Here is a 22,653-nt window from a genome sequence, read left to right as displayed (position 1 = left end):
ATTACGGCTTTTTTATCAATAAAGAAACATGACCAGTTAGAATTGATTATGCAGGATAACTAACAATCCTAATGTTCAGTTATCAAGGACTATACCGCAGGGAATTGTTGGCAAGGGTTACTTAGTCCTAGCTAAGTCGTGCGTGAGTTATATCTGACTAATGGCTAAACATTAAAGCTTGTTATTGTGACCTGACAATCTATGTCGCAATGCTTTAGAATAAGCCACAAATCATTCTCAATAGAGCAATTGCATGCACGTACATATTCTTGGGATCTGTGGCACTTTTATGGGTGGCCTCGCATTACTAGCCCGTGCGATGGGACACAAAGTGACAGGCAGTGATGCCAATGTTTATCCTCCAATGAGCACTCAGCTTGAAGAGCAAGGTATTGAACTCATCCAAGGGTTTGACCCAAGCCAATTAGGTAAAGAGGGCGAAAGTCAGCCTGATATTGTGGTGATTGGTAATGCAATGAGCCGAGGTAATGCGTGCGTTGAAGCGGTACTTAATCGCGGCATTAAATACACTTCAGGCCCGCAGTTTTTATCAGAATATATTTTGCCTGAACGCTGGGTGCTTGCGGTTTCTGGTACCCATGGAAAAACATCGACCTCGAGTATGCTGGCGTGGGTATTAGAAGATTGCGGCTATGAACCCGGATTTTTAATTGGTGGTGTTCCACAAAACTTTGGCGTTTCAGCGCGCTTAGGTAATTCGCCCTTTTTTGTGGTTGAAGCTGATGAATATGACAGTGCTTTTTTCGATAAACGCTCTAAATTTGTCCATTATCGTCCACGCACTCTAGTCATCAATAATCTTGAGTTTGACCATGCCGATATTTTTGCCGATTTAGCCGCGATTCAAAAACAGTTTAATCATGTTATTCGCACCGTACCGGGCGAAGGAAAAGTGATTTGGCCTGCTGAAAATAACGCAGTACAAGAAGTGATTGAGCTTGGGTGCTGGAGCGAGCAAGAGCAGTTCCACGCGACTACTAGTAGTCAAAATAGCAGCCAAAAAGGTTGGTACGCCAATTCGATAGCCGCTGACGGTCATGAGTTTGAGGTGATGTTTAATGGCGAGTCTCAAGGCATATTAAGCTGGAGCTTAATCGGTCAGCATAATATTGAAAATGCAGTAATGGCCATTGCAGCAGCGCGTCATGTGGGTGTGGCGCCAGCGCTTGCCATTGAAGCATTAACCAAGTTTGCGCCACCTAAGCGCCGCTTAGAATTGCTTGATACTGTCAATGGTATTGCGGTGTATGATGATTTTGCTCATCACCCAACAGCGATTGAAACTACCTTGCAGGGCTTACGAGCTAAAGTTGGCGAAGGTCAAGCTGCTACAGGCAAACTGATTGTGGTGCTCGAACCACGCTCAAACACCATGAAAAGTGGTGTACACAAAGACACCTTAGCCGCATCAATGGCATTGGCGGATTGCGCCTTTTTGTACCAAGCTGACAATATTGGTTGGGATATTAAAACCAATATGGCGAGTGCGAACTTGCCGGTAACGGTATCAACAGACATTAATGAGATTATCGCTTTAGTCATTGCTGAGGCTAGCGCTGGAGATACCATCGTCATTATGAGTAATGGCGGCTTTAATGGTATTCATCAAAAACTCATTAATGCTTTAAACTAGTGGGTAAGATCTTTTAACAATATTGTGCCTGTCGCAGTATGTTGAACGTATAACAAGTTAACTTAATCCGTTAGCTGTATTTAGAGAGTTTATGAGTAATACAACGCAGTACAACAAACGCGCTAAAGCGATCAGTCTTGCATGGACTGGCGCTTCTGGTGCGCCTTATGGTTTAAAGCTATTACAGTGTTTATTAGCCGCCGATTATCAGGTATTTTTAATGATATCGAGTGCAGCGCGAGTTGTACTGGCTACCGAAGAAGGTTTGCAGCTCAGTGCTAATTCTGAAAAAGCCCATGAGCAATTATTAACTCATTTTGAAATGACTGATTCATCTGTCGGTGAACTGGTGGTTTTAGGAAAAGATGAATGGTTCTCGCCGCCGGCATCAGGTAGCGCTGCGCCAAAGCAAATGGTGATTTGCCCTTGTTCAACTGGCACTTTAGCTGCTGTGGCAATGGGAATGAGTAACAATTTGTTAGAAAGAGCGGCTGATGTCGTAATAAAAGAGCGTGGTCAATTAATCCTAGTACCGCGAGAAACTCCTTTTAGCGCCATACACTTAGAGCATATGTTGAGTCTGACACGTAACGGTGCGACCATCATGCCCGCAGCACCAGGCTTTTATCACCATCCCCAATCGATAGAAGATCTGGTAAACTTCATGGTTTCCCGAATTCTAGATCATTTGGGTATTGAACATGGGCTAACAAATCGCTGGGGTTATGCTTCACAAAAGTCTCGCGACGACACCGCAATTTAAATTACGTTAAGCCCGAAAATCACGACAACTGAGAGTAATATGAAACACACAACCGAAGTGATGATTTCTGCAGAAGAAATCAACGAAAAACTGGATATATTAGCTGAAAGGATTAATGCCCATTACGCAGACAGCGAGCGTTTGTTAATGGTCGGCTTATTGAAAGGGTCTGTGGTTTTTATGGCTGACTTATGTCGCCGTATTAAGGGCCATGTTGAAATCGACTTTATGTCTGTTTCTAGCTATGGCAATGCAATGACAAGCACACGTGATGTGAAAATCTTAAAAGATGTTTCTTCTGAGATCATTGATCGTGACGTATTGATCGTTGAAGATTTAATTGATTCAGGCAATACCTTAAATAAAGTACGCGAAATGCTATTACTGCGTGAGCCAAAAAGCTTAGCGCTGTGTACTTTATTAGATAAGCCTGAGCGCCGTGAAGTAGACGTACCTGTCGACTTTATCGGTTTTACCATTCCTGACGAGTTCATCGTAGGTTATGGTATCGACTATGCTGAGCAGTATCGTAACCTGCCTTACATCGCTAAAGTTGTGCCATTAGATTAATGTCACCTTTGGTATGTAAACTCCCGCTATAGGCGGGAGTTTTTGTTTATTGAGTAGAGGGAATTCATCATGGGCGAAAGCGCCAATGCATTAGTTATCGAAAACCTTAAAAAGACCTATAAGGGTGGAGTTGAAGCGGTTAAGACCCTCAACCTCACTGTTAAGCAAGGTGACTTTTTTGCTTTGTTAGGCCCAAATGGTGCGGGTAAGTCCACCACCATTGGTGTGATCAGTTCGCTGGTGCAAAAGACACAAGGACAAGTGAAGGTTTTTGATTACGATATTGATAAGCAGCTTGAGCAAGCGAAGTTGTGCATTGGTTTAGTACCGCAAGAATTCAACTTTAATCAGTTTGAAACAGTGCAGCAAATTGTTGTAAACCAAGCGGGTTACTACGGCGTTAAACGCGATATCGCATTACAACGCGCTGAGAAATACCTGTCACAACTGGATTTATGGGAAAAGCGTCATGCCCAAGCTCGCCAGTTATCAGGCGGTATGAAACGACGTTTAATGATTGCCCGTGCATTAATGCATGAGCCAAAACTGCTGATATTGGACGAACCAACCGCGGGTGTAGATATTGAACTTCGTCGTTCAATGTGGGATTTTTTAAAGCAAATTAATGCCCAAGGTGTCACGATTATTCTCACCACCCATTACCTTGAAGAAGCTGAAATGCTTTGCCGTAATATCGGTATTATTGACCAAGGCATGCTGGTGGAATGCACCACAATGAAGTCCTTACTTAGCAAGCTGAATATGGAAACCTTCATTTTAGATTTACGTCATGATATTGAAGCCGCCCCTGACCTTGGTAAATTTAAATGTCGTTTAACTGATGCGCACACCCTTGAGGTCGATGTTGTTAAAGATGACAACCTTAACGAGGTATTTATTCAGTTATCTGCCGACGGTATCGAAGTGACCTCAATGCGAAATAAAGCCAACCGTCTTGAAGAGTTGTTTGTTGAATTGGTCGAAAAAGCCAAGGAGGCAAAAAAATGAACCAGTTATATTTAATCGCATTCAAAAGTATTCTGACCAAAGAGATTAATCGCTTTACCCGTATTTGGGTGCAAACCATCGTGCCGCCAGCGATTACCATGACATTATATTTCTTAATCTTCGGTAATCTTGTAGGGAGCCGCATTGGCCAAATGGGTGGCGTGAGCTACATGGAGTTTATTGCGCCAGGTCTTATCATGATGTCGGTAATTACCAACTCATTCTCGAATGTGGGTTCGTCATTTTACAGTGCTAAATTTCAGCGAAACCTCGAAGAAATCATGGTCGCGCCTGTGCCACATTATGTGCTGATTGCAGGTTACGTCGGCGGTGGTGTTGCCCGAGGTTTATTAGTGGGTTGTATTGTGACCTTAGTGGCCATGTTCTTTGTTGATATCAGTGTCCATCATTTAGGTTATGTGGTGCTAACGGCATTTTTAACCTCAGTCATGTTTGCGCTAGCCGGTCTTATAAACGCGGTATTTGCTAAAAGCTACGATGACATCAGTATCATCCCGACGTTTGTATTAACGCCACTTACATACTTAGGTGGGGTGTTTTACTCGTTATCTCTCTTGCCTGATTTCTGGCAAGGGGTGTCAGCGCTTAACCCAGTGGTTTATGTGATTAACGTATTCCGTTATGGTTTCCTTGGTTTTGCTGATATGAGCGTGCCGTTATCAATCGGGATAATGGTGAGCTTCTGTGCTGGACTATGGTTTGTAGCTTATTACTTAATTTCACGCGGTATTGGCCTGCGTAGTTAGCTTTCACTGAGGGTGTAGCTAGCTTTTATTGATAGGCTGCGAATATAAAGCTTAAAAGGACTCAATTGAGTCCTTTTTTATTGAAAAATTCTACTCACGAATATCTGTTTGTTCTATTAAATCGAATAATACTGGCGGTTAATTGCAATATTCATTCGACTATCTGATTGCTAAAGTGAATCTATTAAAGGTTAACAGAGAGTCTCAAGATGATTGTTTTAAGCAAATTTACTGCAAGACCAGCTATGGATGGTGATGGGGTTAATATCAAGCGAGTGGCTGATTTTATGAATACCCGCTTCGATCCTTACTTGATGATTGATGAGATAAAATCAACCGATCAACAAGACTTTATTGGTGGTTTCCCGCCGCATCCCCATCGCGGTATTGAAACCTTTACCTATATTTTAAAAGGCGGCTTTGAGCACCGTGACCAACTCGGTAATGTCAAAGCCATTCGCACGGGTGATGTGCAGTGGATGAGTACTGGCAGCGGCGTTGTTCATTCTGAAATGCCGTTAGCTGATGCCAGTGAAGGTCTGCATGGGTTTCAAATCTGGCTCAATATGCCAGCTAAAGACAAAATGCGCCCAGCTATTTATCAAGACACTACAGAAAACCCAAACCCAATAGTAAGTAATGCAAGCGGCGCTAAACTTAAAGCATTAGCCGGAGACTGGCAGTTTTCAGCTAGTACGCAATTGATAGAAGCCAGTATTCAAGGCTTAGCGGGTCAAGGCGCCATTGCTGATATCATGCTAAATGAAAACGGCGAAGCGGATATCGACTTATCAGCTCATCAAAGCGTAAGCGCTTATATTTATCAAGGTGAGCTTGAATATACTGATGCCAAAGGAGAGTTGGTTGTTGCAACGGAAGGCCAGCTATTGGTGATAAAGCCTGAGCAAAATACCCATATTAAAGCTGGCAACAAAGACACAGGATTGTTGCTGTTAGCAGGCAGTCCGATAAATGAAAAGATTGTCCACATGGGGCCGTTTGTGATGAATACTCAAGCTGAAATTAATCAGGCCATTGATGATTATCAACAGGGGCGTTTTGGTGAGATAGCCTAATAGCTGGTTTATGTTAATTGCAGCACCATAATTCAAATAAATGTCAGCGACTAACGGATAAAATTGCTACAATAGACATTCAAACATTTGGCCAAGGTATTTTATCCTTGGCCGAGTTGTTTCTACTATCCAACTTTGCTTTGATATCAGAGGATATTCACCTTGAGTCAGTCTACTGAACAGGCCGCTAATACGGCTTTCGCATCACTTAACCTTAAACCAGGTTTGTTTGATAACCTTAAAACATTGGGATACGAGTCAATGACTCAAATCCAAGCTGAAAGCTTACCAGCTATTCTGGCGGGTGATGATGTGATTGGCCAAGGAAAAACCGGTTCAGGTAAAACTGCTGCGTTCGGTTTAGGGCTGTTAAATAAGTTAGATGTGAAACGTTTTCGCATTCAAACTATGGTGCTATGTCCAACCCGTGAACTTGCCGATCAAGTTGCTAAAGACATCCGTACTTTAGCTCGTGGCATTCATAACATCAAAGTATTGACCTTGTGTGGCGGCGTTCCAATGGGCCCACAAATTGGCTCACTTGAGCATGGCGCACATATCATTGTGGGGACACCTGGTCGTATCGTTGATCATTTAGATCGCAACCGTTTAGATTTAAGCAACGTTAACATGTTGGTATTAGATGAAGCGGATCGCATGCTTGAAATGGGCTTCCAAGATCATATTGATCAAATCATTGCTGAAACACCACATGAGCGTCAAACGCTTTTGTTCAGTGCGACATTCCCTGAGCAAATTCAGCAGATTGTTGATCAAATCATGTATAAGCCGTTAATGGTTAAAGTTGAAGCAACTCATGATAACCACACCATCGAGCAGCATTTTTATCATACTGAAGATAATGAAGCCCGCTTAGAAGCATTGCGTTTGTTGTTACTTGAAAAGCAGCCTGAAAGCGCAGTGGTATTTTGTAATACCAAGCGTGAAACTCAAAAAGTAGCAGATACCTTAGCTGATCAAGGCTTTAGTGTATTGGCTCTGCATGGTGATTTAGAGCAGCGCGATCGCGATCAAATGCTACTGCGTTTTGCTAACCGCAGTGCCCGCATTTTAGTGGCAACTGATGTTGCCTCTCGTGGTTTAGATATCGAAGATTTAGAAGCAGTATTTAACTACCACATTGCTTACGATACTGAAGTGCACATTCACCGTATTGGCCGTACAGGTCGTGCTGGCAGTAAAGGCGCAGCTTATACTTTCTTTAGTCATTCAGATGGCCACAGAATGGTAGAAATTGAAGAGCTTATCGGCAAAGAAATTGATGGTGAAACACTGCCTTCAATGAACGTGCTTAACAAGCAGCCGCAAGAAGCGGAAATGATCACCATTCAAATTGATGCAGGTAAAAAGCATAAAATTCGCCCTGGTGATATCGTGGGTGGTTTAACCGGTGAGAACGGCATTAATGGTGCTGATATTGGTAAGATTAAAGTCACTGATATCCGTTCGTTCGTAGCTGTTAAACGTGATGCATCGAAAAAAGCATTGAACAAAATTACCAAAGGCCGTTTGAAAGGTAAGACTTACCGCGCTTGGTTTTTGTAATATTTGATAAGTAAGTAACTGAAAGCGAGCTTAGTGCAGACTAAGCTCGCTTTTTTTTATATATAAATAGTCGTTAAGCCACACTAAAAAATGAGTTAATTGATGTGCGGTTATTCAGTGCTTTTTTATCAAATTCAACATCATCAGTAATATTGGCACTATGTAATATATTGCCCGAGTAAATGACTAAGCGATTTGGTTTGGCGTCAATACTAAATACTTTTTCGAATAGCTCATCTGAATCATTAATATAGCCATTTCGATTGGCGGCAGTTTGTTTGACCTCATCAACCATTTTTAAAATGATGTCTTTGTCATCATGGGACAACTCCAGTTTATCTGCGCCTTTATAGCGGTAAAAACTGGTACCACCAAGATTGTTATCATTAAGATAATGCACTGCCGCCATATCGTGGCAGGCTAGGGAATCAAAGTGTGGCATGGTTTGATGCGCATTCAGTTGTAATGGAGTTAACGTGACCTTTGATAGCCAGCATTTAGCTATTTGATGTTGTTTAAACATTTCACCATTTGGTTGCATTGCCAGTAATTCAAATAACGATGACAAGGTTTGGTAATAGGGTTTGGGCATTTCATCACGCAAACCCGGAAACAAGGTTCCATCGGCGCCAGCGGCATTAAAATAAGCTTTGGTATTGCTGTATTTCACCAGTGCATCAAAGTCAGCGATAAAGTCATCGATAACCCAGATTAAATGTTCACTATTGGGAATTTGTGTGACTTGAATATGTAATGCTTTATTCATTGAACTTGCGGATATATTTGAATGCTCAGTCATGGCAGTAATGTATTCCTTTACATCAATGTCGAATAGTACTATTCGAGGATAAATAGTCATGAAAATAACGAGTGCTATTTATAAATCGGGACATTGATAAACTAATAGATGCAGAGTGTACGATTGATTAGCGCCTTTAGATCCATCTCATTGCGCTAACTTTCTAAGTACGGCGTCAAACCCATTCACATTAAGTGATGAATTGAGTGCAGCTTATTGTTTATGTTGTGTTTTTAGTATCGGACTTTAGTCTTAAAGGGACTTATTAACGATATAAAGGAATCACAATTATTGTGGGTTAGCCTCATCAACCTCTGACAACATATAAATCAAGGTGTCGCCATTTTCATCACTGGCGAGATATGACCAAGTACTGACATTTTTACCAAGGTTTCCCCCTGAATTTGTTGACTCACTTGCATCCATGCATTGGGTGATAACTCTGTGCCACGAATTTCACAGGTGGTTGTTTTGCAATTGATCGACTCTATGTCGACCTCTGATGAAAACTCACTGATATTGATGGCATCACGTAATGATTGCTCACGATTAACTGCCCAATCATGGTTGATTTCGTCTTGGTGGTGACGTTTGAATAGATCCACCATATCCCCTTGTTGGTTGGCTAGGATATTAGCAAAGGCTTGCGGTACCCACTGTTTAGCTTGTTCGGCAGTGATACTTGATGGCTCAGGATGAAATGGGGAGTTGCTGCTTTGCTCTACGGCCTCATCTATTTCGGTATAGGCAATTTCAACTTGCTGTTCTAATAAGCCCATTGAAGAGTTCATAGCATCAATTAAGCTGTTCTTTTCTGCGAGTTGTTGTTTGAGTTGCTGCACTTCTTTTTTCAGTTCGGCGACCAATTGAGCTGATTCTTGCTTAAGCGCTGATTCTAGATTAACTGCTGATGGCTGTTTATTCGCTGATGGCTGTTTACTAGACGCTGAAGGCTGTTTATACGCTGATGGCTCTTGCTCAGATGATGACTGGGATTGTTGCGTGTTTGCTTGCGCAATATCATTAATATCTATGGTTTTTCCTATTTGTAAGCCTACAAATAAGCTACCTAAAGCCAGCAATAAAACGAGAGTGAAAAAGCCTAAATATTTCATAATTCTTCCATGATGAAATTGTCATAATGATGATTTAATAATCATGAACGATGTCATTCAATCTGGCAACTTTTAGCGTTTAGATAAGGGCTGATAAGAGTGTTTAGGGAAGGGCTTATAAGAAGGTTTAGATAAATGGCGAGTATAAAAAAAGCATGAAAGCGGTGGGCTTTCATGCTTTTGAGACAACAGGTTACTCTATTTATACATTAGCTTTAACGCTGACAATTAAGTCGAACACTAATGCGGTAAAGAGTGCGCTGTTATTAGCGTCTTGCATTGGCATATGGGTCAACTTTGCCTGACGACGTTGGCGATTTTGCGTTATCAGTGCGGCCTTGACGACGTTGAGGCTTTTTAGCGCCATCTGACTGTGCAGCTTCTGCTTCAGCACGAGCTCGTGCGCGTTGACGCTGGCTTGGCTTATCTGAATTACCTTTTGGCGCAGGACGCTGACCTTGCTTTTGGTTCTGACCTTGTCTCTGGCTATCAGCTTGGTTTGCATGCTTACGGCGATTCGGGTTCGGCTTTTTATGGTTAGCCGCGCGATGTCCGCCTTTTAAGTTGGCTTCAGGTAAATCATGACAAGCTTCATAGCCTTCGATTACTTTACGTTCAATCGTACGTTTAATTAGTCTTTCGATGTCATGTAGCAACTTAACTTCTTCATCACTCACTAAAGATACGGCTAAACCTGTTGCACCCGCGCGGCCGGTACGGCCAATACGATGAACATAATCTTCAGGGACATTAGGTAGGTCAAAGTTAACCACAAATGGCAGTTGGTCAATATCAATACCACGGGCAGCAATATCAGTTGCTACCATCACTTGTGCTTTGCCAGCTTTAAAGTCAGCAAGGGCTTTAGTACGTGCGCCTTGGCTTTTATTACCGTGAATAGCAACAGCATTAATACCATCAGCATCTAAGTTTTTCGCTAAGCGGTTAGCACCATGTTTAGTGCGAGAAAACACCAGCACTTGATGCCAGTTATTTTCTTTAATTAGCTTAGTTAAGATGCGCGCTTTACGGCTTTTATCCACCGCATAAACGCTTTGCTCAACTGTGTTGGCAGTCGCGTTACGTGGGGTAACGGAAATCTCAACTGGGTTATTCACTAAGCCTTTTGCTAAATCACGAATTTCATCTGAAAACGTCGCTGAAAACATTAAGTTCTGACGCTGTTTTGGCAACATGGCCAATACTTTTTTAATGTCACGGATAAAGCCCATGTCTAACATGCGATCGGCTTCATCAAGGATCAATACTTCAAGTTGGCTAAAGCTTAAGGCTTTTTGCTGGCATAAATCTAATAAGCGCCCAGGGGTCGCCACTAGAATATCAACGCCATTTCTTAAGGTGGTGATTTGCGGGTTAATTGATACGCCGCCAAAAACTACCGCTGATTTTAGCGGTAAGTTAGTGCCATAAGTCGATACGCTTTCGGCCACTTGGGCAGCAAGTTCACGAGTAGGTGTCAGTACTAATGCACGCACTTGGCCACGCTTAGCGCGTTGACCTTTTGAGAGTAATTCTAATAGTGGCAGGGTAAAACCTGCTGTTTTGCCGGTACCCGTTTGGGCTGCGGCCATTACGTCTTTGCCTTCTAGGACGGCAGGAATAGCTTGTTCTTGGATTGCTGATGGGGTGTCATACCCTTGTTTTTCAACAGCTTTTAAAATTGCTGCGCTTAAGCCTAGTGAGGCAAAACTCATAGAATGATCTCTTTGGGCAACGTATACGTTGCTATGACTGAATAGGGGGCCACGAAATGGCGGCCGTGAAGCTTACCTGAAACACTGCTAGAGCGCCATCTAATCGCTTAAATATTCCTCTTTAATCCAAGTCTGTAGCTGAATATAGCGGATATAGCAGTTCATATATTTGATTGGATTTGAGAGTGAGTTAAAAGGCATCCAGCTTTGCTAATTGGTTTTATTTGAGCTTTATATACTCAAATGATGAATTAGTTTTAATCTTTTGTGCTAATGACGATTATTTTACATACAATGAAATACAAGCACTTAGCAGGGCACTTGGCTTAGTATTTAGTTCAGCACTTGGCTTAGCATTTAGTACAGCATTTAATACAGGACTGTGCACAGCAGTTAATAAAGTGAACTTGAAAGAATGCGCTGACATCGTCAAACAAAGAGCACAGGGAGGGCAAGTGATGAATCGAAAGTCTGCAGCGCAGTTACATATCGAACATACTGTTGCCTGTTTACGTGAGCATTCCAGCTCTGTGATTAAAAATGTGCTGCTAATGTCCAATATTCCAAGCTTTAATGTCCAGCAAGCGATGCAATCCTTGCATCAGCATGGCCGCGTCGCATTACACTTTCATCCAGATCGCATTGATAGCCGTGGCTTATCAGTGGCTGCTGGATTATTGAAAGATGGGTGTTATAAAAGTCAGTTTGAAACTCATATTTCCAATGGGCAGTTATCGCCTGAATTAGGCGGACCAAGAGATCATTGGGAAAACCAGCTTTTTGGCAATAGCTATTCGGGTGTAAAGCTGCGCCCCAAGTACGGTGCGTTAGATATTGGTTTATGTCCGATGGGGCCAGCGCCTCGATTTGGTAGCTGTTATTTTTTGACTCACACTCAAGTGCTGTCTCGTTGCACATTCAGTTACATGGACTCATACCGCTTGCCCAAAGAAAAAGGCACCTTAAATTGCTTTGAAGTGATTTTGGCGGCGTTATTGAGTGAATGTTTTGAGCGCCAATATGCATTAGGCGTTAAGGACATCAAGCCTGCAGGGATTGTTGAGCATGTGGCTAATCAACTGCCAAAAGGAGTGAGTGCTCGGTTTGAGCGTGGTGCGCTGTCTAACCTTGACCATTATATTGAAGCGCAAATTCATGGAGAGGTGTCATTAGATAATGATATTGGTTATTTGGTTGCCGACCCTAGCTTTAAAGACACTGATATCGGTGAGGTGATGCAAACCTTGTGCATTGAGTACGATATTGAGCTTTTATGGCATCAGGGCTATCAGCTAGAGGTTGCGCAAGTGCCTGATGATTTTCGCGGCGCCGCGATGCCAGATTTAGCCAAGGTCATCGCTCGAGATAATATCATTACAGCTGAGGTCATTGGCCGCGCAGCGCAAGTATTGTCAGAAAGCCCAGTGTCATGGAGCGAGCGGAGCAAGCAAGCCCAGGAAATTCAGCAGCTCAAGCTAATGTGGCATGTGTTAGTTAAGTTTGGCGCTTAATCAGTTTGATTAAGTCGCTTAATCAAATCGATAAGTCGCTTAACCAAACCGATAAGTCGCGCCACCTTGGCGTTTTGACTTATACATGGCAAAGTCGGCCGCTTTAATTAAGGTATCAAAGTCATCACCTGAGTCTGGAAAGGTCGCGATACCAACACTGCAATTGAGCAATACAGACTCATTTGCAACTATAAATGGCTTATCAAGCGCGCCAATTAATAGGTCTGCCATATGCGAGATATCATTATTATCCTTGATATCTTCAAGCAGTAACACAAACTCGTCGCCGCCAATTCTCGCTAAAGTATCAGACTCCCTAATGACTTTATTTAACCTTGCTACTGTTTCAATAAGCACTTTGTCGCCATGACAATGACCATAGGTGTCATTGATCTTTTTAAAGTCATCTAAATCTAAATAAAACAGGCTGAACATAGTGCTTAGGCGCTTACAGCGTTCAATGGAGTGTTTTACTCTGTCCATTAATAAGTGACGGTTAGGGATTTGAGTTAGTTGGTCGTAGCAAGCTAAATTCAATAATTGCTGTGCATCTTCAATTCGTTTAGTGATATCACGATTAATGCCTAAGGCGCCGATAAATTGTTGGTTGTCATCAAATAGCGGCACGCACATGGACTCAATCCAACCGACAGAACCATCTTTATGCAAGAAGCGGATTTCACCGGTCCATTTGCCGTATTCTTCCACTGAAGATATGACTAAATCTGTGATGGAGGCACAGTCTTCAGGGACGTGAAGTCGGCTAACGGGTTGGCCAATAATTTCGTCTTTACTGTATCCGTAAAGTTGTTGTGAGCCACTGTTCCAGTCAATGACTGTGCCTGTAGCGTCAGTGACGACCACGGCGTCAAATAAGTAGTTAAATGCTTGCGCTCTTAAGGCTGTAATATCAACGTCCATTTAATGTTACCTTCTTCATCCTGTTAGAAAGTGTCATGCTAAATTCTATGGTGATAGTCCTACTAAGCTAAAATCAAACTAAACTAAAAATCAAACTAAGCTAAAGTCATAATCAGTTTATTGTATTTATATTAATCAACAATTATAAACCTACAATCAATTATAATTCTGTACTCAAAGTAACGTAAAAGCAGAGTTTCTCGCTAGATGATGAACAAAGATTTACCTTTCTTTTACTGTTCTAGCAATGACTATCGCGTAGAATTATAGTTCATCATTAACACAGTGTTTATTAGCAATGTGTGAATCAGTTAACACTTCTCTATAAGCGGCTGTTATCTAACCTCTTAGCTTGCGATACTGCGGCAATTTTCCTCATTTAGCGCTGTCATTTTCAGGAATGTAATGGATAAAACCTTAGAAAAATCTCTCGGCCAGTGGCTTAAGCAACAAAAGTCTTCTTGTGGCATATTCTTGAAACTCACCATTTTTACCGGTGCACTGAATGGTGTCGCGATTGTGGTGCAAGCTTATTTGTTGGCGCATATTTTACATGGCGTGATTATGCTTGAATCACCTATGGCGAGCTTTACCAATCATTTTGTCGCCTTAATTTCATTAATCATAGTGCGTGCAGGCCTTGCGTATGCTCGCGAGCGATTAAGCTTTGAAGCGGGCAAGCGACTTCGTAGTGATATTCGTGAAGCTGTGCTGAATAAATTAACCGATTTAGGGCCTGCGTTTATTAAAGGTAAACCTGCAGGAGCTTGGGCGAGTATCGTGCTCGAACAGGTTGAAGATTTACACGACTTTTATGCCAAATATTTACCGCAAATGATGTTGGCAGGGTTTATTCCGTTAATTATTTTAGTGTCGGTGTTCCCGCTTAACTGGGCCGCAGGGCTGATTTTATTTGCCACTGCGCCGCTTATTCCAATGTTTATGATTCTGGTTGGCATGGGCGCTGCTGATGCTAACCGTAAAAACTTCAGTGCATTGTCACGCTTAAGTGGCCACTTTATGGATCGCTTAAAAGGCTTAAGCACGCTTAAGCTGTTCCACCGCGGCGAAACTGAAGTGAATAAAATTGAGACGGCATCAGAAGACTTTAGACAAAGAACCATGTCGGTACTGCGAATGGCGTTTTTAAGCTCGGCAGTATTAGAGTTTTTTGCTGCGCTTTCGATTGCGGTATTGGCGGTATATTTTGGCTTTAGCTATTTAGACCACCTTAACTTTGGTCACTATGGCGCAGGGATAACCTTATTTACTGGCCTGTTTATTCTGATACTCGCCCCTGAGTTTTTTCAGCCGCTGCGTGATTTAGGCACTCATTACCATGCTAAAGCGCAAGCCATTGGCGCAGCAGAAGCCTTGGTCGAATTACTTGAACATCCAAATCCACTCAAACAAGTGGACGGTAATTTTAGTGAGCAAACAGCGCAGCATCATAATGTGTCATTAGATAATATTGCTATTTCAGCTGCTGATTTAGAAGTGCTGACCTTAGAAGGTACATCACTGTTAGGCCCAATTTCATTTGAGGTGGCAGCAGGGCAAAAAGTCGCTATTGTTGGCCCAAGCGGCGCGGGTAAAACTAGCCTACTTAATGCTTTGCTAGGCTTTCTTCCTTATAAAGGCTCACTTAAAGTTAACGGCGTTGAGTTAAGCGTATTGGATAAGCAGCAATGGCGAGCTCATCTCGCATGGCTTGGGCAAGACCCGCAGCTATTTCATGGCAGCATCCGCGAAAATGTTTGCTTAGCCAATCCAGATTTAACTGACCCTCAAGTCATGGCATTACTGGAAAAAGCCAGTATTGCTGAGTTTGTTCATCAGCACCCGCAAGGTTTAGATGCCGTGATCAGTGACCAAGCAGCAGGGGTGTCAGTTGGCCAAGCGCAACGTATTGCCCTTGCGCGTGCGTTAGCACAACCTGCCAGTTTATTTTTACTTGATGAACCCACAGCAAGCCTTGATAGCCACAGTGAAAAACTGGTATCAGATTCTCTTAAACAAGCCATGTCGCAGCAAACCTGCGTGATGGTGACTCATCGACTTGATCAGTTACAAAGCATGGATAACATTCTCGTGGTTGATCATGGGCAAATTGTGCAGCAAGGGGATTATGCTTTGCTGAGCGCTCAAGCGGGTTTGTTTAAAAACATGCAGCAACAAGATGATGATGGTTTGTCACTGTATGTTGATGAGCAAGAGCCAACCCTGACCGATGAGCAAACTAAAAGGGAGGATGTGTAATGAAGCTATTACTGCCTTTCATTAAGTTATTTAAGCGTCAGTGGTTAATGATGTCGGTTGGTTTATTGCTAACTTGCACCACGATCATTGCTGGTATTGGTTTATTGTCGCTTTCTGGCTGGTTTTTATCTGCCACAGCCATCGCTGGTCTTACTGCAGCCTCAGCGTTAGCGTTTAACTTTTTTACTCCTGCTGGTGGCGTGCGCTTTTTATCAATAGCACGAACAGCAAGTCGATATGGCGAGCGTTTAGCGACACATGAAGCCACGTTTAAACTGCTCACTGAACTTCGCGTTTGGTCGTGGAAAAAGTTACTGCCATTAAGTGCCAGTAACCTAAAAGGCTTGCGACAAGGGGATATGCTTAATCGGTTAGTGGCCGATATCGACACCCTTGATCATCTTTATTTACGCCTATTAGTGCCAATGGCCGCTTCATTACTGACGGTGGTTGCACTTTATGCCTTCTTATCTTGGTTTGATGCTTCGTTAGCCATTAGCTTATGTGCATTGTTAATCGCTGCTTGGGTGATTCTACCTTTGGTGTTTTATCGTCTGGGTAGAGAACCTGGTGAAGCCGTTGTTGATAGTAAACGCAGCTTCCGAGTATTGATATTAGATGTGATTCAAGGCCAAGCAGAGCTAACTTTGTTTTCGGCAAATGACCGTTACCGTCAAAAGCTGCGTGAAGCTGAGTTATCCTTATTTACCAGCCAAACCGCAATGGCGCACATAACGGGCTTAAGCCAAGCATTATTGATTATGGTCAATGGCGCAGCGGTCGTCATGATGATGTATTTAGCAGGGCACGGCGTAGGTGAAAGTGTTCCACCAGGGCCATTAATGGCAATGATGGTATTTGCTACCATGGCCACCATTGAAATGATGATGCCAATCTCTGGTGCCTTCCAGCATTTATCTGGTTGTGTATTGGCGGCTAAACGTATTTCGGAAGTGACCGAGCAAACCCCAGATGTGGTGTTTGGTGAGGTTAATCAGCTTGAACAGAGCGAGATAAAGCTCAGCAATATTCACTTTGGTTATCAAGCCGACGCGAAAGTATTATCTGGCTTGAATTTAGATTTACCCCAAGGCAGTAAGGTTGCACTGTTAGGCGCAACAGGTTGTGGTAAATCAAGCCTACTCAGCTTAATCACCCGCGAATGGCAACCGCAGCAAGGTCAAATAAGCTTGGGTGGTCGTGATATTAGTGAATTTGATGAAGCGACATTGCGCAGCTCAATGACGGTTGTCAGCCAGCGTATTCATTTGTTCGCAGGCACAGTGCGCGATAACTTAGCCATCGCTTTACCTTATGTTGAAGGTCAAAAAAGACGAGCCAATGATGAGCGTTTAACCGCAGTGCTTAAGCAAGTGGGTTTAGAGACGTTATTGAGTTCAAAAACCACCACAGATCGCGGCGAAGAAGTCGGCCTAGACAGTTGGATTGGTGAAGGTGGTCGTCAGCTCTCAGGCGGCGAACAGCGCCGTATCGGTGTTGCCAGAGCCTTATTACGTGACGCGCCGATTCTATTATTAGATGAGCCAACAGAAGGACTTGATAAGCGAACTGAATGTGAAATCTTACGTTTACTATTTACCTTAGCTAAAGGCAAAACCATGTTGATGATAAGCCATCGTTTAACCGCCATGGCTGAAATGAATTGTATTCATATGATCCAAAACGGACAAATAACCGATAGTGGTAACCATCAGCAATTAATGGCAACCAGTGCTGATTACCAAAGCTTATATAAGCATTTAGGTAAAGAAGCTTAATAGGACTATTCTCGTTTTTGTTATCCTGTGAAAGCTGTTGGACAGCACTTTTTGAAACGTTAATGACAACAAAAAAACGCTAATCGACTTGGGTAATAACCAAGCGGTTAGCGTTTTTAGTTTTAGCTCAAATTCGAGCTGTTATTTTGTTATTTAATGCCGCTAAAGCACCAGAGTTCAATTTGCTTATAAGAAGTTTAAACTTCTGTTATTAAACAAGATGCATTACCTGATGTACTCTTTGAGAAAATAATCAACGACTGCTTTTCAGCGAAGCTTTCGCTGCTTAAATCACAAAATACAAGCTCAGTTCCATCTAGTTGCTGAAGAGTAATGTTGGATAAAGGGGATGTTAGGTCTACATCATACTTATCTGAAAGCTCGATAGTTTCTAGTTCACCTTGAAATTGCACATTATCAATAATGACATTCACATCATCATTACCGAGTAAATTTATGACATATAAAGGGGCAGATGTGGCTGTAGATTGTTCCTTTGGCCTATCAAAAACTTCTAGCTTGTATTCCACTGGTGATAAGGTTTCATCTGCTACTGCAAAAACAAGTTTATCTAAATAGTCATTATCGTCATTATCATCATAGTCGTATTCATAGCTTTCTTGTTTATCTGCTAATAAGACATTGGTATTTGCATCTCTTAGCTCAAAGTTGACATCTATTTCTTCAGAACCGTCTTTAATCGCTTTTTCTAGTACGTTAGCATCACTACTGCCATAAATGGCATTACTGTGTAATACAGTCGTCTTTGTTCCTGATTGATAACTTTCATAAGTGGCATCAACTATGACATCAGAGTCATAAGCACCTTGAAAAACAAAGTTGTATGTATGAATGTAGATCCCTACACCAGTATCTACATCTATAGTGGTTACTGAATCTCCATCCCCTCCACCACAAGCGACCAGGAAACTAGACAGCAGTAACGTTGTGATTTTTTTAGTCATCAGAAACTCCTTTTCAACATCAACCAATTATTAAAGCATTATAAAATGTAAAACAACTAACTATAGATATTCAGCCTCATGCTAGTTTGTTATTTAATTAGTATTGAAAATCCTCAACTTTTAATAACCTGATGATAAAAAATCAGGCTAATCATTGAGAAGTGCATAAAGGTAAGGCAACTGGCTTTACCCCAAGATATATAAATCTTTAACCCATATTAGAGGCAAAGCTCAGCGATATCTACCTTCATTTATATGTAAAAAATTCAATCGTTAATACTTTTTTGAAAGGGTTGCTAAATGCAAAAGCATGTTGACGATAATCGATCGTTAAATAAGGCGTTGGGAAAGCACTTTTGAAATGTTAATGGCAATAAAAAACGCTAATCGACTTGGGATTAAACCCAGCGGTTAGCGTTTTAGTTTTAAATTGGGCTGCAAATTTCAATCTGACAATAAAGATAGAAACTCCTTTATAGACAAAATTTTGTTAGATAATTCACTTTTTAGTACTGATTTCGGATTAGCAAAAATATGGGAAATCAAAATTAATACCCAAAGCAGCGATTTATACGCCGCCTTTAGTAGTTATATATTTCTTTAGAAGCTACATATTCATTTATATTTGTTCTAGCAGCTTGGATTGACTTCTGATGCCCAAACCGTGATTCAAGAACATCCAGCCCCTGAAGTAAAAATGGAGCAGTCATTTCCTTGATATCGTCAACACCAGCGCCTTCTTGCTCCATAAGTGCGAGGCTTTGAATATACATTGGTAATGACTGCTCTAGACTTGTAAAAAACAAGTTTGGTTTCATATCAAAGGAACGGGCTACCTTTTCCCCAATCTTCTTGCATCAAGTCTATTTGTTATATACCCAGAAGAAAGTCCTATTGAGATCAATACAGCTACAGTTCCTTTAATCATTCCTAACCAAGTCAAAGTCAGAATACTGCACACTAGAATCCAAATTATTTTTCTCTCAGGCTTACTTTTTCGAACAGTTAAAGTAAACAAAAAGATAGTTACCAAGAAAGAGGCAACAAAAACTAAGAATACTCTTGGGTCATTCTGCATATTTGGTTCTCAATATATATTTAAGAATTTAGTTCGGTCAGAGTAAACTTTACCAATAACAACGGTCTTAATAAGAACAGAAAGTCAGTACTCTAATAGCACAAGATTAACAGTAAACTATTTTATCAACAATGAGTTACATCATAAAAATAATTCATTTCCAAACTTTGTTTGTATTAAGGTCAACGTCGTGGCGCTTCGCCCACACCCGACGAAAGGGAAACAACAGCATTTCCCTTTTCGATATCCCTTGCCGCTCCGGCGAAGTGTTTTTCCTCATGCTACAGAGCGAATTTACTACCGCCTCAGATTCGCCATCCTTGGCTCAATCTGAGGCTATGTCGGCGTCCTGCCTCCATCACGTAAATTAGCTCAACGCACTCGGACACTTCCAGCGGAGAATAATGAGCCCGCAGGTTCATTTGTTAATTCAGAGAGTATTTCTAAATTAGTAGCTCAAGTTGTATAGGTTTTTCATACTCTTTGAATGCTTAATATGAATTGAGATAAGCAAGAAAATCGCGTGAGTCCAGACATGGCCTTTCTCACACATCCTTGTGCTTTAAGGCATTTAGTGCATCCTGCACTTAAGATTCTGGCTAGCTTTCGAGGGGAAGGGACGCGCCATCGTAAGCGTTAGTGATTTTGTAGCTTGCCGAAGCGGACTAAAAATGAAGTTTAAAGCTGGATGATTCTCCGTTGGAAATTTTGCTGTTTAAATTTCGCCGGAGCTGCGGGGCGAAGCTCTTAGCAAAAAGTAAGAGGGAGTCGCAGTTCACTCCCTTTTAGTCTGGTGTGGGCGAAGCACCACGACGTTGGCTCTTTTCAAAATGATAACTTCAAAATAGTAACGTCAAAATGGTAACCAAAACTTGGGACAAAACTCAGTTTATAAAGTACAAAAGATTCAGTTAACCAGTCGATGCATCTGCTTATTATCAATAATCCTAACAGCTTTTGTCTCTAACAATGGAGCACTGACTAACTCAGTATTTTCTTTAACAGCAACAGCCAACATGTTGTTGGCAACAAGCTTGCCTGTAATGGGTTTATATTTGGCTAATGGGCCGATAAATATCCCTGATGCAATAGTAAAAAACTTTTGGCCAATATCTTCTAAGGTGCGCTGATGTGCACGTTCACCTAATAATAAACTTGGTTGGAAAAAGGTTAACTGCTTCAGTGGTAATAAGCGCAAATCCCGCTGCACTTCACCCTTAACACGATTGTAAAAAAGTGATGATTTTTCATTGGCATCTAAGGCTGTTACTACCAATAATTCAACCCCAGTTTGTGATTGATGCTGCATGACCAGTTTGGCAAAGTCGATAACCGCAGTGTGGTCGACTTTGATAAAGTTTTCCTGACTGCCAGCTTGTTTGATGGTGGTGCCAAGACAGCAAAATGCTTGGTCGATACTTGTAGGTAAGCTTAACTCGGTTAGCTGATGTAACTGAGTTTCGACAAAGATAAGCTTTTCAATTCCTGCGGTTTCAGGAGCCAGTTCAGGTGATCTTCTACCTATAGCCACCACCGTTTGATATCGGGCATCAGCCAATAAATTTAATAATAAATAATGGCCGATTAAGCCGGTGGCTCCAATGATAGCTGCGTTCATAATGCGCCTTGGTGATCTGGTTTACAGTGTCGGAAGAATACTTTAACAGCTTTTTGCTTGTTTATTATCGGCAGATACCGCACTATTTTATTCACATTTTGACTCAAGAATTTTAAAGCCATATTTAAGGAGAAAACAATGGGACTTTTTGATGCGATTTTAGGTAACTCGTCGGAAATGGATTTAGGTGAGTTACAACAAGAGTTATCGCCAATTATGGCTGACAATGAGTCAGTGCAAATGGGCTATAAACTTATCCGCGATATGTTTGTGTTTACCGATAAACGCCTTATTTTGATTGATAAACAAGGAATGACAGGTAAGAAGGTTAGCTACCATTCAATTGCTTACAAATCGATGACTCACTTTATTGTTGAAACTGCAGGCACTTTTGATATGGATGCTGAGCTTAAAATCTATATCTCGGGCACTGAGCAGCCTATCGTTAAAGAGTTGAAGAAAGGCACTGATGTAGTTGGCATTCAAAAAGCGATTGCAAACTTCTCGCTTTAACATCAACTATCAAAAGTTTGTATTAGATGATTTTTATCATAAAAAATGTATTGGATTACCTCGTAGATGAGCAAAGAAAACCAACCTCAATCATTAACTGATGCACCGAAATCTGTCCAACTAGCGGTCGATTTAATCCAGTTGCTTGAAGAAAATAACATAGATACAGATACCGCTATTGAAGCATTACAAATCACCTTAGATGATTTTAAAAGAAAGCAGCAACAAACGGATTAACTAAAGCTAATAAAAATAAAAAGGAAAACACATGACCGAAGCTCACTTGCCATTAACTGATTTTATTGAATATCCTCAAGCTGAAATGCTTGAACGTGCTAAGCAAAATTATCAGCATGTGAAACGACGTCATTCAATTCGTAAGTTCTCAGATAGAGCGGTGCCGCAAGCAATTATCGAGCAATGTATTCTTGCTGCAGGAACAGCGCCTAATGGTGCGAATCATCAGCCTTGGCATTTTGTGGCGATAAGCGATGCTGATGTAAAAGCGCAAATACGTGAGCAAGCAGAAGCCATTGAACAAGCTTTTTATGCAGGCCGTGGCGGTGAAGAATGGTTAGATAACTTAAAGCCACTTGGTACTAATGCCAGCAAGCCTTACCTTGAAACAGCGCCTTGGTTAATTGCGGTATTTACTAAAAAGCGTAGTGAAGATAATGGCGAGCAAAAGCAGAATTACTATGTGCATGAGTCTGTGGGTATTGCGACAGGCTTTTTGTTGCAAGCGCTGCATAATGCAGGCCTTGGCACTTTGACTCACACGCCCAAACCTATGTCTTTTTTATGTAAAGTATGTGGCCGAGATAGTGATAACGAACGCCCATATATGTTGATTGTGGCAGGTTATCCAGATGAAAAAGCAACAGTGCCTGAGCATGCTCTACAGAAAAAATTATTAGCTGAAATCAGTGATTTTATTTAGCAGATAAGTTGGTTTAACAAGTGACGGCATGCTCGTC

General features: G+C 41.7%; 20 protein-coding genes. 13 read left to right on the top strand and 7 right to left on the bottom strand.

Annotated features, from left to right (window positions below; translation table 11 throughout):
* The first annotated feature begins 253 nt into the window (after window positions 1-253).
* From mpl to dbpA, 7 genes are all read left to right on the top strand, one after another.
* Complete coding sequence (mpl, locus tag AC0L4E_RS15700; protein ID WP_473679976.1) at window positions 254-1,654, top strand: UDP-N-acetylmuramate:L-alanyl-gamma-D-glutamyl-meso-diaminopimelate ligase; 1,401 nt, start codon at window positions 254-256, stop codon at window positions 1,652-1,654.
* Window positions 1,655-1,745: 91 nt separating this feature from the next.
* Window positions 1,746-2,417, top strand: coding sequence for a flavin prenyltransferase UbiX (locus AC0L4E_RS15695; RefSeq protein WP_473679974.1), 672 nt, complete (start codon window positions 1,746-1,748; stop codon window positions 2,415-2,417).
* A 39-nt stretch (window positions 2,418-2,456) separates the two neighbouring features.
* On the top strand, window positions 2,457-2,987 hold the full coding sequence (hpt, locus tag AC0L4E_RS15690) for a hypoxanthine phosphoribosyltransferase (RefSeq protein ID WP_102526467.1): 531 nt from the start codon (window positions 2,457-2,459) through the stop codon (window positions 2,985-2,987).
* A gap of 69 nt (window positions 2,988-3,056) precedes the next feature.
* Window positions 3,057-3,995, top strand: coding sequence for an ABC transporter ATP-binding protein (locus tag AC0L4E_RS15685; protein WP_299570078.1), 939 nt, complete (start codon window positions 3,057-3,059; stop codon window positions 3,993-3,995).
* Window positions 3,992-4,762: an ABC transporter permease gene (locus AC0L4E_RS15680; RefSeq protein ID WP_473679972.1), complete on the top strand. Its 771-nt coding sequence runs from the start codon at window positions 3,992-3,994 to the stop codon at window positions 4,760-4,762. The genes AC0L4E_RS15685 and AC0L4E_RS15680 overlap by 4 nt, the downstream gene beginning before the upstream one ends.
* A gap of 209 nt (window positions 4,763-4,971) precedes the next feature.
* Window positions 4,972-5,838, top strand: a complete 867-nt coding sequence (locus AC0L4E_RS15675) for a pirin family protein (RefSeq protein WP_473679970.1) — start codon at window positions 4,972-4,974, stop codon at window positions 5,836-5,838.
* A gap of 162 nt (window positions 5,839-6,000) precedes the next feature.
* The gene (gene dbpA / locus AC0L4E_RS15670) at window positions 6,001-7,404 is read left to right on the top strand and encodes an ATP-dependent RNA helicase DbpA (protein WP_473679968.1); all 1,404 of its coding nucleotides are present in this window, start codon (window positions 6,001-6,003) and stop codon (window positions 7,402-7,404) included.
* 73 nt (window positions 7,405-7,477) lie between these two features.
* Here dbpA and AC0L4E_RS15665 read toward each other — a convergent pair whose 3' ends face one another.
* From AC0L4E_RS15665 to AC0L4E_RS15655, 3 genes are all read right to left on the bottom strand, one after another.
* Window positions 7,478-8,203 carry a DUF6445 family protein gene (locus AC0L4E_RS15665; RefSeq protein WP_473679966.1) on the bottom strand — a complete coding sequence of 242 codons (726 nt, stop codon included), beginning with the start codon at window positions 8,201-8,203 and terminating at the stop codon, window positions 7,478-7,480.
* A 329-nt stretch (window positions 8,204-8,532) separates the two neighbouring features.
* A complete protein-coding gene (locus AC0L4E_RS15660; protein WP_473679964.1) occupies window positions 8,533-9,318 on the bottom strand; it encodes a hypothetical protein in 786 nt (261 codons plus the stop codon).
* A gap of 266 nt (window positions 9,319-9,584) precedes the next feature.
* Window positions 9,585-11,033 carry a DEAD/DEAH box helicase gene (locus tag AC0L4E_RS15655; RefSeq protein ID WP_473679962.1) on the bottom strand — a complete coding sequence of 483 codons (1,449 nt, stop codon included), beginning with the start codon at window positions 11,031-11,033 and terminating at the stop codon, window positions 9,585-9,587.
* A 458-nt stretch (window positions 11,034-11,491) separates the two neighbouring features.
* Between AC0L4E_RS15655 and AC0L4E_RS15650 the strand changes: the two genes are divergently transcribed.
* Entirely contained in the window at window positions 11,492-12,544 is a 1,053-nt protein-coding gene (locus tag AC0L4E_RS15650; RefSeq protein WP_473681698.1) for a DUF3626 domain-containing protein, read from the top strand.
* Between the two features lie 39 nt (window positions 12,545-12,583).
* Here the strand turns inward: AC0L4E_RS15650 and AC0L4E_RS15645 are convergent, their stop codons facing one another.
* A complete protein-coding gene (locus AC0L4E_RS15645) occupies window positions 12,584-13,465 on the bottom strand; it encodes a diguanylate cyclase domain-containing protein (RefSeq protein WP_473679960.1) in 882 nt (293 codons plus the stop codon).
* Between the two features lie 405 nt (window positions 13,466-13,870).
* Between AC0L4E_RS15645 and cydD the strand changes: the two genes are divergently transcribed.
* Both cydD and cydC read left to right on the top strand, forming a co-directional pair.
* Window positions 13,871-15,724, top strand: a complete 1,854-nt coding sequence (gene cydD / locus AC0L4E_RS15640; protein ID WP_473679958.1) for a heme ABC transporter permease/ATP-binding protein CydD — start codon at window positions 13,871-13,873, stop codon at window positions 15,722-15,724.
* A complete protein-coding gene (gene cydC / locus AC0L4E_RS15635) occupies window positions 15,724-17,502 on the top strand; it encodes a heme ABC transporter ATP-binding protein/permease CydC (protein WP_473679956.1) in 1,779 nt (592 codons plus the stop codon). Before cydD ends, cydC begins: the two co-directional genes overlap by 1 nt.
* A 197-nt stretch (window positions 17,503-17,699) precedes the next feature.
* Here the strand turns inward: cydC and AC0L4E_RS15630 are convergent, their stop codons facing one another.
* The 3 genes from AC0L4E_RS15630 to AC0L4E_RS15620 all read right to left on the bottom strand — a co-directional run bounded on the left by AC0L4E_RS15630 (window position 17,700) and on the right by AC0L4E_RS15620 (window position 21,163).
* Window positions 17,700-18,467 carry a hypothetical protein gene (locus AC0L4E_RS15630; protein WP_473679955.1) on the bottom strand — a complete coding sequence of 256 codons (768 nt, stop codon included), beginning with the start codon at window positions 18,465-18,467 and terminating at the stop codon, window positions 17,700-17,702.
* Between the two features lie 581 nt (window positions 18,468-19,048).
* On the bottom strand, window positions 19,049-19,240 hold the full coding sequence (locus tag AC0L4E_RS15625; RefSeq protein WP_473679954.1) for a hypothetical protein: 192 nt from the start codon (window positions 19,238-19,240) through the stop codon (window positions 19,049-19,051).
* 1,212 nt (window positions 19,241-20,452) lie between these two features.
* Window positions 20,453-21,163 (bottom strand): Rossmann-fold NAD(P)-binding domain-containing protein, encoded by a 711-nt coding sequence (locus AC0L4E_RS15620; protein WP_473679953.1) that lies wholly within the window; start codon window positions 21,161-21,163, stop codon window positions 20,453-20,455.
* 138 nt (window positions 21,164-21,301) lie between these two features.
* Here AC0L4E_RS15620 and AC0L4E_RS15615 point away from each other — a divergent pair, with 138 nt between their 5' ends.
* The 3 genes from AC0L4E_RS15615 (at window position 21,302) to AC0L4E_RS15605 (ending at window position 22,616) form a co-directional block, all read left to right on the top strand.
* Window positions 21,302-21,676 (top strand): PH domain-containing protein, encoded by a 375-nt coding sequence (locus AC0L4E_RS15615; RefSeq protein ID WP_248983520.1) that lies wholly within the window; start codon window positions 21,302-21,304, stop codon window positions 21,674-21,676.
* A 66-nt stretch (window positions 21,677-21,742) separates the two neighbouring features.
* Window positions 21,743-21,913, top strand: a complete 171-nt coding sequence (locus AC0L4E_RS15610; RefSeq protein ID WP_473679952.1) for a YbaM family protein — start codon at window positions 21,743-21,745, stop codon at window positions 21,911-21,913.
* Between the two features lie 31 nt (window positions 21,914-21,944).
* Window positions 21,945-22,616: a nitroreductase family protein gene (locus AC0L4E_RS15605; protein ID WP_473679951.1), complete on the top strand. Its 672-nt coding sequence runs from the start codon at window positions 21,945-21,947 to the stop codon at window positions 22,614-22,616.
* Window positions 22,617-22,653 lie beyond the last annotated feature (37 nt).

It is taken from the genome of Shewanella sp. GJ50-10 (genome assembly GCF_055808815.1).
Note: the sequence above shows the minus strand (reverse complement) of the source record. Positions and strands in the feature narration are given on the sequence as shown.

Excerpts from the sequence above, each read along its gene's own strand:
- mpl (WP_473679976.1), top strand. The coding sequence starts at position 254 with ATGCACGTACATATTCTTGGGATCTGTGGCACTTTTATGGGTGGCCTC.
- AC0L4E_RS15695 (WP_473679974.1), top strand. The coding sequence starts at position 1,746 with ATGAGTAATACAACGCAGTACAACAAACGCGCTAAAGCGATCAGTCTT.
- hpt (WP_102526467.1), top strand. The coding sequence starts at position 2,457 with ATGAAACACACAACCGAAGTGATGATTTCTGCAGAAGAAATCAACGAA.
- AC0L4E_RS15685 (WP_299570078.1), top strand. The coding sequence starts at position 3,057 with ATGGGCGAAAGCGCCAATGCATTAGTTATCGAAAACCTTAAAAAGACC.
- AC0L4E_RS15680 (WP_473679972.1), top strand. The coding sequence starts at position 3,992 with ATGAACCAGTTATATTTAATCGCATTCAAAAGTATTCTGACCAAAGAG.
- AC0L4E_RS15675 (WP_473679970.1), top strand. The coding sequence starts at position 4,972 with ATGATTGTTTTAAGCAAATTTACTGCAAGACCAGCTATGGATGGTGAT.
- AC0L4E_RS15665 (WP_473679966.1), bottom strand. The coding sequence starts at position 8,203 with ATGACTGAGCATTCAAATATATCCGCAAGTTCAATGAATAAAGCATTA.
- AC0L4E_RS15660 (WP_473679964.1), bottom strand. The coding sequence starts at position 9,318 with ATGAAATATTTAGGCTTTTTCACTCTCGTTTTATTGCTGGCTTTAGGT.
- AC0L4E_RS15655 (WP_473679962.1), bottom strand. The coding sequence starts at position 11,033 with ATGAGTTTTGCCTCACTAGGCTTAAGCGCAGCAATTTTAAAAGCTGTT.
- AC0L4E_RS15650 (WP_473681698.1), top strand. The coding sequence starts at position 11,492 with ATGAATCGAAAGTCTGCAGCGCAGTTACATATCGAACATACTGTTGCC.
- AC0L4E_RS15645 (WP_473679960.1), bottom strand. The coding sequence starts at position 13,465 with ATGGACGTTGATATTACAGCCTTAAGAGCGCAAGCATTTAACTACTTA.
- cydD (WP_473679958.1), top strand. The coding sequence starts at position 13,871 with ATGGATAAAACCTTAGAAAAATCTCTCGGCCAGTGGCTTAAGCAACAA.
- cydC (WP_473679956.1), top strand. The coding sequence starts at position 15,724 with ATGAAGCTATTACTGCCTTTCATTAAGTTATTTAAGCGTCAGTGGTTA.
- AC0L4E_RS15630 (WP_473679955.1), bottom strand. The coding sequence starts at position 18,467 with ATGACTAAAAAAATCACAACGTTACTGCTGTCTAGTTTCCTGGTCGCT.
- AC0L4E_RS15625 (WP_473679954.1), bottom strand. The coding sequence starts at position 19,240 with ATGTATATTCAAAGCCTCGCACTTATGGAGCAAGAAGGCGCTGGTGTT.
- AC0L4E_RS15620 (WP_473679953.1), bottom strand. The coding sequence starts at position 21,163 with ATGAACGCAGCTATCATTGGAGCCACCGGCTTAATCGGCCATTATTTA.
- AC0L4E_RS15615 (WP_248983520.1), top strand. The coding sequence starts at position 21,302 with ATGGGACTTTTTGATGCGATTTTAGGTAACTCGTCGGAAATGGATTTA.
- AC0L4E_RS15610 (WP_473679952.1), top strand. The coding sequence starts at position 21,743 with ATGAGCAAAGAAAACCAACCTCAATCATTAACTGATGCACCGAAATCT.
- AC0L4E_RS15605 (WP_473679951.1), top strand. The coding sequence starts at position 21,945 with ATGACCGAAGCTCACTTGCCATTAACTGATTTTATTGAATATCCTCAA.